We start from the raw sequence: 13,451 nt of genomic DNA, 5'->3' as shown, positions 1-13,451 counted from the left end.
AGGAGCTATTGTGCATAGGAATATCAAGGAAAACCCCGTGTTAATAGCTCCAGTATTGTAAAAATAGTCCTACAGACTGCTCTTTGCCGTTCCGTGGGCTGATGAAAAATAAAAAAATAACAGGATGAAAAAAAGATATATATTACCCTTTGTTTTGTTGGCATTGTCTTCATGTACCAAAGATTTTTTAAATCAGAAAAATCCCAACGCCGTTACGATCGATGATTACTTTAAGTCAGAAAATGATGTGCTCTTGGCGGTTAACGGTCTTTACCAGTCCCTTCGTTCGGGAAGTACGATCGGTGAATCCAGTACATTGTATAACGAGGAACGTTCGGATAATAGTGGACGTAATGATAACCAATCCAACGCTGGGGAGCCATTCCAATTCAATGACTTTTCGTTGCTGCCAAGTAATACCTATCTAAAGACTCATTGGTCGGCTATGTATGCGGCAATCAGCCGCTGTAATGTGGTTCTATCACATGTCGACGATGTAACCTTTACAAGTGCAGAATTAAAAGGACGTTATATTGCGGAAGCGAAATTCGTTCGTGCATTATTATATTTCCATATGGTGCGTAAATTCGGAGATATTCCATTATCTACGGTACAGGTGACCAGTAAAGAGCAAGCAAATGAATTGGCTTTTCGGCAAAAAGAGTCGGTTGTGTACGAACAGATCATTAAGGATTTGACGGAGGCATTGTCCAGCAATCTTCCCAATATACAGAAAGATTACGTCATTGGCAGAGCATCTAAATCGGCCATTAATGCAATTTTGGGTCAAGTATACTTAACGTTGGGAGCAACGCAGACGTCGGGGAGTGCAGAAAATTTTGCGAAGGCAGAACAGTACCTCAATGCGGCCTACCAAATGCGAACTTTTGGCAAACTGAACGAAATCCCCTATGCGGATGTTTTCGATGTGACTAAGAAGAATAGCTGTAAAGAACTTGTTTTTCAGATTCAGTACAAACAAGGTGACCAAAACTATAGCTCGAGTATTGCCCGTAATTACCAGGCGAGAGGAGAGACCATCAACTCACGCTACAATTCAACAGGTGCTGGTGAGGTAGCAAAACTAGATCTGATTAAAGATTATGAGCAAGACGATATCCGAAAAGGCTTCTCGGTAAAGTTTGCAGCGAATACACAGGTTAACGATTGGTTTGTAACCAAATTTAGAGATAATAGTGACGCTGCCGGTACCAATGGTTGGGGCGGAAACGACTGGATCTTGATCCGTTACGCCGATGTGATGCTGTTGTTGGCAGAAGCAAAATATCACTTGGGTAAAGATGCGGAAGCTATCGCGCTTTTGGATCAAGTACGTGAACGTGCAGGATTGCCTTCGTATGCTACTTCCATGTTGAATACGGCTTATCGTAGTAAATATCCAACCTTAAAGGAGGCCATATTGCATGAACGCCGTGTAGAACTGGCATTTGAAAACCAACGTTGGTTTGATTTGATCCGTAATTATAATGCACAAGAACTGGTGACTTATTTCAAAACGAAGAGCCAGGCTGATTATGGAAATGCTAAAATCTCCAATATCTCGACAAAAGATAGATACTATCCAATTCCTTTTGATGAATACAAGCTGGATCCGGCACGTATGTATCAAAACCCCGGTTATTAATCTGCAATTGAATAGATATGATAAAAAATATCAGAAAGATCTTGTTACTTACCTTGGGAATATGCTGCCTGCATATTTCCAAAGGTCAAGTAAACAATATGCCTGTTGGTCCACAGGATTGGCTGATCAAAAAGAATTATTATGCATCCTATTTGCTCTTAAAAGATCCTGCCTTTATACAGGAGCTCGTGGGCTCCAAGCCGGTAGCACAGGTGTTGGAAAAACGGTTCGAACGTTTTAACAACAGCGCCAGTTGTCCTGATCTCATGTGCTATTTGAATGCCTTCAAATGGCAGGATAACGAAATTGACCTGTTGGCAGAGCAGTTGGCGGAGCAAATTGGTCATAACAAGAAATTGGACCAGCTTGTTCAGGCTAATCTTATTCCATCAATGACCTATGGTGTGTTGCATCATGAAACGGCAAAGGCCTATTTTATGAAAGCCTTGAAACAGGATTTAAAAGCAATGAATTATGTGGTGGACGTCTATGGAGGAGGCAAAAGTCCCAATTACCCCAAGATAGATTCGATCTCTTTCGATGTAAGACGTGCGGCCTACCTTCATCTTTTGGACGATGTTCGCCAAGACATCCGCAAAGATATTCCAACACATAAAACGGCATTTTTTTTGACCATGATGACTGCTGTACGCTTGTTGGAAATTAATGAGCGATGGGACGCGGCACAACTGGAGCCGCTGATTGAACTCGAAAACAAGAAAGCTTACGAAGCGGTCAAAAATACCGACTTCGCAAGCTATCCCTATAGTCTGTTGCTGACCTTAGGTGCAGGCCCCGAGGTGTATGGACAGCCTATTAGTCCTGGTGGAATGTTACGTGCGCGAATGGCAGCCCGAAGCTACTTTGAAAAACTAGCCCCTTTTATTGTGTTGTCTGGCGGTAAAGTACATCCCTATAAGACTCGCTTTATTGAGGCAATAGAAATGAAAAAGTATCTGATCGAGGTTATGGGAGTACCTGAAGCGGCAATATTGATTGATCCACATGCAAGGCATACGACCACAAATTTGCGTAATACTGCACGTATTCTGTTGAATTATGGTTTTCCGAAAGATAAATACGCCATCGTTAACAGTAGTAAAGTGCACATTGATGCGGTGGAAAAGATGGGCGATCGTTGTATGCGTGAATTGGGGTATATTCCCTATACATTGGGTAAACGAATTTCAGATGTGATCATCGAGTTCAAGGCAAAAGAAGAGGCCTATACAATCGATCCTGATGAACCCTTAGACCCCTAGTCGACTAACTAGGCCGATTGCTAATCTATTAACTGAGCAGATCGGGGTTGTATATGGCTTATGGGAAGGCATGAAAAAGGTCCGTAGCGGTGCAAGCTACGGACCTTTTTTATTTTAAAACAATGGATTTTCCTTCTTTAGCCGAGCGTTTTGCCGCTTCCAGGATTTCGACCACAGTGACATTATTATTGATCGATCCGAGATCATTTTCTGGTGGCATGGCATCTTTCAGAACCTGTTCCAGATAGGCAATATGGTTCTCAAAATAGGGGACCGTAGTCGTTATATTTGTAGGTGGATCATTCTGCTGTTTGTATTTTAGAAGCTCTTTATCGTTTTTAGCGTAGAGCTGAGCTTTTGTGCCAAAAACCTGCAGATCTTTAACACTGTATGGCCAAGCCCAAGAAGCTTGAATAATACCTGTGCTGCCGTCACGGTAGCTTAGTATGATGGTGGCATTGTCGTCTACCTTTGGATAAACATCTGGCTTGAGCTGTTGTGTAAAGGCTGTCACTGAAATTGGCCTTTCTCCATTTTTGAGCCAGGTCATCAGATTGGCACCATAACAACCAAAATCCATCACGGCACCGCCACCATTTTTTTTCGGATCAGTAAGCCAGTCGAGGAAGTAATTGCTACAGCCAATTTCTTTAGGTCCTTCGTGCCCGTCTTTTACAAGTATGCGTGTGATTTTTCCAATTTCACCCTTGTCGACCAGCTGCTTCAACTGTTGATTACTTTTATACCAGGTCGTTTCGTAATTTACCAAAAAGGGTGTTTCGAACTGTTTTGACAAAAATGCAATACGTTTTGCGTCAGAAAGAGTCGTAGCAAGGGGCTTCTCTACCATTACAGGGATCTTAAGCGGGAGACAGGTCTCTGCGACGCGGATATGCTCATCGGTTGGATTGTAGGCAAGTACCGCATCCGGTTTGACATGTTTCAATAAGCTGGGTAAGTCATGATAGAAGATTGCGTCAGGTAAATTATACTGCGTTCGTATTTTGTTTGATAAGGTTTGATTCGGTTCGGCAATACCGATAATATCGACTTTTTTATCCTTATATAAATTTAAAAGCAAGAATACGTGGTCATGGTTGAGCCCTGCAACAGCAACCTTAAGCCGTTCACTGGCCTGTGCAATTTGTTGGAAGAATAGGAGCAGGAAAACTAGGCGGATAAGATGCTTCATATGTTAAGTTTAGTTATTATAAATATACCGATTTGTGCTGAGGATACCCGTTGTAAATCCAGGTTACTTTGCGGTGCGATTGGATGATGTCGGCCACAATGTCAAAATAGGTTTCTCCACGACCAGCTTTTAGCTCATCGAGTTTCTTTTGAAAATGCGTTTGATTGAACGGTGATTCTGCTCCAAGTTTACCTTGATAATACGCCAAAGTTGTTTCAACGCCCAATGACGTCCTGCTGTGTGCAATATCCTTCCAAACAATGCAATGTGAAGCTGCGTCTTTGAAGGTCCCAAATCCACCGTAAAGCAGGTCGTCAAAGCCGTCTAGGCTTCCTATCTTCCAGCTTTCGCTGGACATGTAGACGGCATTGATTTCTTCGTAAAAACTTGCAATATCGTTGATGTTACAGCAATCAATCACAGCCACGCCGAGATCGGGATTGCTCCCCACAAGTTGCTTAAAATCCGTCCAGAGATCCTCCCCAAGAAAAACTGTTCCAGCAGCTTTGTTTTGCCATTTGTTCAACAATTGAACGAGTTCGGTTCTAATGGTACTGGGCGGATAGGTCAATGAACACAAAAATGACCTTAATGCAGTGCCATCCGAATCACTGACCAAAAAATGAGCAAGTGTACCGACCAATTTTTTTTCATCTGTTTTCATCTCTGACCTTTATTTTTAATCGTCTAAAAATAGCCTAACGAAATCGTTTGCGGTTTTTTAACAAAAAATCCTATACATTTAACGATACATTTAAGGATAAATCTAATGTTATGATCTACCGATTTACTTGCTATAGTATATTAACTCTTGTGAATATACTCTTTAGGTTTGGGATTCCTGTATTCGGACAGCAACATCCTAACGTTATTGTCATCCTGAGCGACGATGGAGGTTACGATGATTTTGGTTGTTACGGCGGTAAGGAGGTCTACACTCCAAATATTGATGCACTTGCGAAAAATGGCGTGCGTTTTCAGTCGGCCTATGCCTCAGCTTCAGTATGCGCTCCTTCTCGGGCGGGCTTACTTTCTGGCCGCTACCAGCAGCGCTTTGGTTTTGAACATAATATTTCGAAACGCCCGACTGCGGGTGTCGCACCGGAAGATATCGGAATGGATCCGCAGGTAGCCACCATTGCTGACTTCATGAAGTATAACGGCTATAAAACTGTAGCGATTGGCAAATGGCATCAGGGGGATGGTCCACAATTTAATCCATTGAAACGTGGGTTTGAACATTTTTATGGTTTTATTGGTGGTGACCGGCCTTACTTCCCAATCCATGGAGCCGTGAAGCCAACGCAGCTGCTTTATGACGATCGACGTATAGTCCCCGAAGACTCAATTCATTATTTGACTGAAACATTGACCAATAAAGCAATTGCGTATATTCAACAGTATCGAAGCCAGCCTTTTTTTATGTATTTAGCTTTCAATGCTGTGCATACACCCGTCGAAGCGCCCTTGAAGACCATTGATAAGTATAAAGATGTAGCGGATCCTTTGCGACGTGCTTACTTGGCTATGTTGGACAATATGGATGAAAATATTGGACGTCTGATCGAACATTTAAAGCAAGAAGGACTTTATGAAAACACCTTAATTATTTTTATGAATGATAATGGTGCGGCAACAAATAATGGCGCAGACAATGGGCAATTGCGTGGTTTAAAAGGATCGAAATGGGAAGGTGGAATTCGGGTTCCCCTTATCATGCAATGGCCAGCCAAGCTACCGAAAGGGATAACATCAAATGCCATGGTATCGGGAATGGATATTTTACCCACCAGCATCGACGCAATAAAAGGGAAGAAAATCCAGGGTCAGCAAATCGATGGCATCAGTTTACTCTCTTCCTATAAGGATGTGAAAAATGGACACGACTATTTATTCTGGCGTCGAGGGATTGCACGTGCTGTGCGACACAAAGAGTGGAAACTGATTGTGGTTAAAGATGATCCGATATTATTGTTCAATCTTAGGGATGACCTTCGGGAACAGCATAATCTGGCCGCTAAATACCCTGAGCATGTAAAGGAGATGCTGCATAAACTGACGGAATGGGAAAAGGGACTGGAGAATCCCAAATGGCTGAGCTCCGTATTGGACAATGATCAAAATCAACTGATGAAACACCGGATGGATGTCGTCGGACGAGCCGCAGAACGACAATATCCTTAAGTAATGAATACTAAAAACAGATGAAAGGACTAATCCTATTTTTATTGTCCTTTGCCTTGGTTATGGCAAAGGCGCAGAACAGCGATACGTTTGTGCGTATTAAAAAGCATGTATACGATGATGAGTTAAGTGGCCCATTGCCAAATGCAGATAAAACGTTAAGCCTATGTAATCAACTGCGTACTGATGGTACTTGGGCAGATATCGATTACAGCAGTAAGTCAATATCGCTTTGGCCTCCGGGAGAACACTTGGATCGGTTAAGGACACTTATTGTCGCCTATGTGTCTCCACAAAGTGCATCTTATCAGCAAAAATCACTTTACGATAAAATCCTGCTTGCCGCACAATATTGGGCAAATAATCGTTTTGAGTCTTCAAATTGGTGGCATAACGAGATCGCTTCGCCAAAAGCCATCGGTGTCTGTCTTATCCTGATGAAATTTGGAAAGGAAAAAATTCCTACTACACTAGAGACTCCACTTGTTGAGCTGATGAAGCGTGGTGATCCTTACACAAAAACAGGGGCGAATAAAAGTGATATTGCCATGCACTATTTTTATCGTGCATTGATCTTGGAAGATGAAAATCTTTTAGCTGCTGCTATGGAGCAGCTGCTTTTTCCGATACAGCTCGTGAATGGCAAGGAAGGACTGCAATACGATTTCTCTTACTTACAACATGGCCCTCAATTATACATTGCAGGCTATGGGGAGGAATTTCTGAAGGGGATCTCAAAAGTTATGGCCTATGTGCGCGAGACACCTTATGCTGTAGACATGAAGAGACTCGGCCTTTTTGAACATTTTCTTACAGAAACCTACCTGCCAATTATTCGTTCGCGCTATATCGATTTTAATGTACATGGTCGCGGGATCTCACGCCCCAATATCTTGGAAAAAACACAGGAAACCGCCATATTACAACAAATGAAGTTGATTGATCCCGCCAAAAATACCATTTGGAATAAAGCGCTAGCGAAACTAGATAGCGTCCAGCCTTTTGACGCTGAGAATATCGAGGCTCACCGCCATTACTGGAAAGGAGACTACACGACTCATCTGCGTAAGCAATTCCATTTTAATGTTCGGTTGGCCAGTAGCCGTACCAATAAATCGGAGTCTGGAAATGGAGAAAACGTTCTTGGTCGCAATATGTCTGATGGTGTGACCAATATTCAGGTATTTGGACCCGAATATTATAATATTATGCCCGTATGGGAGTGGGATAAAATTCCTGGAACGACAACACGCGATTATCCAGGCGACCTGGAATTGAAAGAACAATGGGGAGCACTTGCTGCAAATAACTTTGCGGGCGGCGTAAGCAACGATAAGACAGGGGCTTCAGCTATGTCGGTCCAGTACGACGGGGTCAGGGCTCAAAAAGCCTGGTTCTTTTTCGATCGGGAAATTGTTTGTTTGGGTGCTGGGATTCATTGTGCTGCGCCAGAAGCTGTGGTAACAACCTTAAACCAAACTTGGCTGAATGGACCCGTTGTCTGGAATGGAAAGGAAATGTCTGCACTCGATTCAGTACAGAGACCTGTCAAAGCAGGCGATTTTATAACCCATAACAATGTTCTGTATTATTTTCCAGCAGCTATGAATGTTGGATTGACAACCAAAGATCAGGTTGGTTCCTGGTACCGGATCAACCGTTCCCGTTCCAAAGATGTTGTACATGGAAAGGTCTTCAAGCTTTGGTTTGATCATGCTGTTGCTCCAAACAATGCGAGCTATGCTTATATTGTTGTGCCTGGTACCAAAACTGTTGATACAAAAGTAATGCAGCAGCTAAAAATTTGGCAGAATACATCGGATTTACAGGCCGTGGAGCATAAAGGGAGCCGGATTCTACAAATTGTTTGTTATCAAGCAGGAACGTACCAAGTTGGCGATTGGTCTATAAAGCTCGATCAACCTGCTATCATGCAATTGAACCTACGAGAAGCAACTAGCATGCAGCTTGATGTGGCAGATCCACTCCAAAGAGCCAAAACAGTGAAGGTTCTGCTCGTCAATAAACAGCTTCGTGTAAATCAATCGTTGGAGGTTTCGCTTCCACAGGGCGAATACGCCGGGAGTACTGTAAGTAACCAAATCGCGATCGGGAAGAAATAATCCAGATTCAATTGGAAAGCTTATAAAAATACAAAGGGGAGATATTAAATATCTCCCCTTTGTATTTTTATTTTTTGAGCTGCTCCAACCGTGTCAAACCTTCCAGATAATAATAATCTGCATAGGTCAGCGGAACATCGATTTCCGAATGATGGGGTAAGCTACCCACACTATGCTGCAGTAAGAAACCGCCATTGCTTGCATATTTAGCAAAATAGGTGGCTCCTGATAGTGTTTGCAGGCTTTCCTGAGCAAATGTCAAATAGGATTTGCTTTCGGTGCCAGTGGTCAATGTTGAGAGTTCAATCAGTGCAGACGCAACAATGGCCGCAGCTGAGGCATCGCGCGGTACAAAATTTAATTTCAAGGAAGAAAAATCAGCATCCGATTTATAACCCGGCTTTCCGGCATTAAAATCCCAATACGGAATTTTATCTTTTGGAAGATTCGGATGGGTCATGTAAAACTTCGCCGCCGCTTTTGCCGTTTTAAGAAATTCTGGTTTTTTGGTCTCCCGGTACATCATGGTAAATCCATAAATAGCCCAGGCTTGACCGCGTGCCCAGGTTGAATTGTCGGCATATCCTTGGTTCGTTTGTTGGTGGATAGCATGGCCATTACCATCGTAATCGACAACATGGTAAGTACTGTAGTCTTTACGAAAATGGTTTTTCATGGTTTGGGTGGCGTGGCTGATGGCCACATCCTTATATTTGGTATCTCCAGTCAAGTCGGACACATAACACAGCATTTCCAGGTTCATCATGTTGTCGATAATAACTGGATATTTCCATAGGGTCTTGCCGTCCCAGGACTTCTTCTCGTTCCATGATTTGATGACGCCCACCTGTGGATTATAACGTTTAAGCGCAGTATTTGCCGAGTGGATGAGGATATCCTTATAAGCGGCAACCTTTTTGGGATCTTTGAGGTATTTAATGGCATTGCCATAGGAACAATACATCACAAAACCAATATCATGATGTTGATCAAGGTCTTTGGCTTTTTCAAGCGCCTCTGTCCATTTGATCGCCGCAGCTTCGGTCTCTTTGTTATGGGTATGGTTGTAGATATACCACAGTGACCCTGGGAAGAAACCGCCGGTCCAATCCCATTCGTCTGTCCCTACCAGTTTTCCTGCAGGACTCAATGTGCGTGGAAATTTGTGCTGCTTTTCTGCAGCTTGTTCTAAAAATTGATATTGTTTTTCTGCAGCTTTAAAACTTGTGTCAATAAAGCTTGGTTTTTGATCTGTAAAACTCAGTGCAATCAGACTGGATGTGATCACAAAAAGTGCTTTTAGACCAGGTTTTCTTTTTTTCATAACGGCTTATATTCTTAGTAAGTTACATAATAATCTCGATTCTTTTTATTTTATAGCCTCTTGGCGAATCGTAAAGGTGTATTTTCCAGCGGATTTGATGCTTTTAGCGGTGAGTTTGATACGATAGAGTTCCTTACCCCATACCTGACTCAAACGGGAGTCATCTTGAGGAATGACTTCGTAGCTCGCTGTGAACTGTCCGGCATCAAAGTGTAGGGTTGCGTGCCCATTATTGAGGCGGATTTCCCCTTTGCCAATTTTTGGTTCCTGAGCAACCAGAAAATGGATAATATTGGCCTGCTTAGGACCTGTGATTTTAAACTCATCCTGAATGTCCAGCCCGTTTTGTACGAGGGTGTAACTTCTATTCCAGTGTTCAACATTCGCCGACTTCGGATATGCTTTTCCAATATCAAGTTGGAATCTATTTTGTGCAGGCAGAAATGCTACATTTTCAGCTTTATATTCCTTTCCAAAAGATTGGTCGGCTCCATTGATCATCGGAACATTATGGTAAGCACTCTGCATCGTCCAGATACTGTATCTGTCATCGCTAAAGGTCTTTTTGGTATAGGTGCCGACGCCGGCATCAATGAACAGTGGTTGTTGATCTTCGTATAAGATAAAACTCCCGACATCGTTATGGTTGTGACTTTCATTATTGAAACCACCTTTGGCGGCAAAGAAAAACGGACCCTTTTTGAGATATATAAATTGTGTTTCCGGATACCACTTCGCATTATTTTGAGGGAGCGCAGCGGTAACACGCTCTAGTTGTGGATAGCATCTCAGGTCTTCGAAGGCGCGAAAAATATCCCTTGAAGGTTTGAAATTTGCAGTTTTGTCGCCGGTATTTTCCATATATCGGGCAAATTGCATCATCTCGCTACTATTGACATCCTGTCCATAACGGTAGATCAATAGTGGGTCGCCGCCCCCTTTTGCCGAAGCGTCGGCAAAATTAACTACCCATTTATCTCCGCCAATATAGGATTGTGCAATGTACTCGCCCATATCGCGAATTACAGGTTTATCAAAAATATTGATCTTGCCCTTGGTGGCCAGCGAAAGTATTTTTAAATAATCGTACAGTTTGCCCGCAGCATGGCCCCAATAGGAGGGACCCTCTTCGCAGGCACCGTCTGTTTTGACATAATTGATAAAGCGATCCACAGAAGACATTGTCTTATAAATTCCCGCCAGTTGTATATCGGGATCGTCCTCAACCAAAAGCAAGGCCGTAAGAACATTAAAGTTACACCATGGATTCCAGTTATTGACCACCTGTGTTTCCTTGAGTTCAAATGCCTGCCACCACATGTCGTTACGATCCAGATAGGGCTGTATAATGCGTTGTTGGATCTGTTGTTTTAGACGGGTACTGATTTCGGGGTTTATTGTATTGAATGTATCGCGGAAGAAATAATGAACCCAGGAGAGGAGCGAGCCTACATCACCGGCCATCAGATCGACTACTTTTGTGCGCTCTTGCGGCAATGATCGCTTACTGGACTGAAAGGCCCCAAGGTGTGCCGAGAGAGACCATGTTGCCATTTCCGTCAATTGCCAACTGCCGTTTAGGATTTGGTCAACAAAGCGCCCCTGTCCTTCTGCAAGCTCCGCCAACAGTAGGTTGGTCAGCGCGGTACAATTTTCATTCATTGGCTTTTCCATTATGCTGCGGTTGCCTGAACGCTCATATTCAAGGTAGTCGGTTGCTTTGACGACCTGCCATTGGTAGTTCAGGGCCTCGTTTCCCTTTTTTATAATACGCTCTTTAAAGGGAGCCATCAGCTTATCCCAGGCTAAACGGTCGGAATAAGCAGGGTAGGGAACCCAAGATTTGTCATCGCCTAGGCTGGCTTTCAGGTTCTCCTGTTTAAAAGCTCCTGTTAGCAGGTTCAGATCTTTCCCTAGCAGTCTTTGGAAAGAAAAACTGCTAAGGAAAAATAGTAGGATTAAGTAAATTCTCATAATTACCAATCTTGATTTTGTGGTAGTAATGCCGGGTTCATTTCAATCTCTTGCCCTGGTATTGGCCAAAGCTTATGACGGCTTTGGTAACCACGCGTAACGAGATTGTCTCCGGTAATACTTTTTTCAATGTAGTCTTTGGAGAGGCTTTCTAAAAGGTTCCAGCGCTTAAGATCAAAATAACGCCATCCTTCACCTGCTAGTTCTACAGCGCGTTCATGCTGAATACGTTTGCTCATATCTGCTTTGCTGCCGACAACCAAAAATGAGCTGCCACTATTTAGTGCTGGCATTTTAGAGCGTGTACGTACTTTATTAAGCTCAGTAATCGCTTTGTCCAATTGATTGGACTCGTTGTACGCTTCGGAAAGCATCAAAAGTACATCGCCCAAACGTATAATAGGGAAATTGATCGGTGTATGTGCACGATCGGTAATGGCGCCTTTTAGGTTCCCTTCAGGAACAAATTTCCGCCATAGATAGGTGTACCAACCCCGATTGTTGCGGATCTGACCAAAGTTTTCGTTTACACCGGTTGCCAATATCAGCTGCATATCTCTTTCTTTGTTGGCATTCCATCCTAAGTAATGCGAATAAGGTACGATCAAGGTTTGATTCATCCGAGGATCGCGATTGGCATAGATCTGACGCAGTTTTGCTGTATCTGGTACTTTGGTAAGCGTGCCTCCAGATTGCGTAGACTCCATCGCCTGTTTTTTGACCGCATTATCGGTTGTATAGTTGGGGAAATAATCATTCCAGTTGAATGGACTACCATCGCGGTTTTCGTAGCGATCAGCAAGACGTGTGCTCGGCATACAGTTGTTCCAGTCGCTACCAAAGGTTGAACGCGTTCCCATATAGAAGGCCATGGGCATACCATAAGGGAAGCCCGTACCACCCATATTCTGAATGGCAAAAATCATCTCCGGCGATTGATCACCATCCATGGTGAATAAGGTCGAGTAGCTTGTGCTTAAACTATAGCCATAGGTGTTGGTCTTGTTGTAAACAATCTCTTCAAAATCCCGGATTGCTCCCGCCCAATCTTTATTGTAAAGGGCTACTTTCCCTCTCAAAGCATACGCAGCTCCTTTGGTGACCCGGCCATAATACTTTGCATCATAGCTTACCGGCAATTTTTCAATTGCATAGTTCAGATCATTGAGGATAAACTTATTGACATCTTCTACCGAAGACCGACTGTTTTTAAGATCAGCGAAATCTTTGTTCAAGTCGACAGTTTCATCGTATATCGGCAAGGCGCCATATAGATTGGTGAGCTGGAAATACATGAGCGCACGTAAGAACTTCGCTTCTGCAATAAAGCCCTCCTGTTTGGCCTTGTCTATGGTCATGGGCTGGATATGCGCGATTGCATGATTACAACGTTGGATAAGATCGTAACCCGCTTGCCATCTATCCACAATAATTGACGAACGGTCCGTAAAAGTACCGCTGATTACTTCGCCCAAACCCGGAGGATCATAGCCCAGACCAATATCGGTAAGTCCATCGTAAGAAAATTGCAAGCCAAAGGTGGCTTCTTTTTTTAAGTCGTTATAACAGCCCAGTACGCCAGCTAAGGCCTGGTCTTCATTCTGCCAGAATGTGCTAGCACTTACCTGACTGTAGGGGTTGGTATCAAGCTTATAACAAGATGATAAAGCAATGCATCCGGCTATGAGTAGTGAAATCTTTTTCATGAGGTTTAATTAATTAAAAGCCCTATTCAACTTTTGTTCAT

9 protein-coding genes are annotated in these 13,451 nt (G+C 43.1%); 4 read left to right on the top strand and 5 right to left on the bottom strand.

Features of this window, described 5'->3' with window-relative positions; translation table 11 throughout:
- Positions 1-124: 124 nt before the first annotated feature.
- Positions 125-1,645 (top strand): RagB/SusD family nutrient uptake outer membrane protein, encoded by a 1,521-nt coding sequence (locus HS960_RS17300; RefSeq protein WP_153847094.1) that lies wholly within the window; start codon positions 125-127, stop codon positions 1,643-1,645.
- A gap of 17 nt (positions 1,646-1,662) precedes the next feature.
- Positions 1,663-2,907: a YdcF family protein gene (locus HS960_RS17295; protein ID WP_228280062.1), complete on the top strand. Its 1,245-nt coding sequence runs from the start codon at positions 1,663-1,665 to the stop codon at positions 2,905-2,907.
- Positions 2,908-3,016: 109 nt separating this feature from the next.
- Here the strand turns inward: HS960_RS17295 and HS960_RS17290 are convergent, their stop codons facing one another.
- Positions 3,017-4,099, bottom strand: coding sequence for a Gfo/Idh/MocA family protein (locus HS960_RS17290; RefSeq protein ID WP_153847093.1), 1,083 nt, complete (start codon positions 4,097-4,099; stop codon positions 3,017-3,019).
- Positions 4,100-4,115: 16 nt separating this feature from the next.
- A complete protein-coding gene (locus HS960_RS26935; protein WP_228280057.1) occupies positions 4,116-4,763 on the bottom strand; it encodes a hypothetical protein in 648 nt (215 codons plus the stop codon).
- A 110-nt stretch (positions 4,764-4,873) separates the two neighbouring features.
- Here HS960_RS26935 and HS960_RS17280 point away from each other — a divergent pair, with 110 nt between their 5' ends.
- Positions 4,874-6,283, top strand: a complete 1,410-nt coding sequence (locus HS960_RS17280) for a sulfatase-like hydrolase/transferase (protein ID WP_182330218.1) — start codon at positions 4,874-4,876, stop codon at positions 6,281-6,283.
- Between the two features lie 20 nt (positions 6,284-6,303).
- Positions 6,304-8,406: a polysaccharide lyase 8 family protein gene (locus HS960_RS17275; RefSeq protein WP_182330216.1), complete on the top strand. Its 2,103-nt coding sequence runs from the start codon at positions 6,304-6,306 to the stop codon at positions 8,404-8,406.
- A 67-nt stretch (positions 8,407-8,473) separates the two neighbouring features.
- Here the strand turns inward: HS960_RS17275 and HS960_RS17270 are convergent, their stop codons facing one another.
- From HS960_RS17270 to HS960_RS17260, 3 genes are read right to left on the bottom strand one after another with little or no spacing between them, the layout of a single operon-like run.
- Positions 8,474-9,730, bottom strand: coding sequence for a glycoside hydrolase family 88 protein (locus HS960_RS17270; RefSeq protein ID WP_153847090.1), 1,257 nt, complete (start codon positions 9,728-9,730; stop codon positions 8,474-8,476).
- A 45-nt stretch (positions 9,731-9,775) separates the two neighbouring features.
- Positions 9,776-11,704, bottom strand: coding sequence for a heparinase II/III domain-containing protein (locus HS960_RS17265; protein ID WP_182330214.1), 1,929 nt, complete (start codon positions 11,702-11,704; stop codon positions 9,776-9,778).
- A 2-nt stretch (positions 11,705-11,706) separates the two neighbouring features.
- Complete coding sequence (locus tag HS960_RS17260) at positions 11,707-13,410, bottom strand: RagB/SusD family nutrient uptake outer membrane protein (protein WP_153847088.1); 1,704 nt, start codon at positions 13,408-13,410, stop codon at positions 11,707-11,709.
- Positions 13,411-13,451: the final 41 nt, after the last annotated feature.

The organism is Sphingobacterium paramultivorum, from assembly GCF_014109745.1.
Lineage (GTDB): Bacteria > Bacteroidota > Bacteroidia > Sphingobacteriales > Sphingobacteriaceae > Sphingobacterium > Sphingobacterium paramultivorum.
The sequence above is the reverse complement of the archived record's forward strand: the minus strand, read 5'-3'. Positions and strand labels throughout refer to the sequence as shown.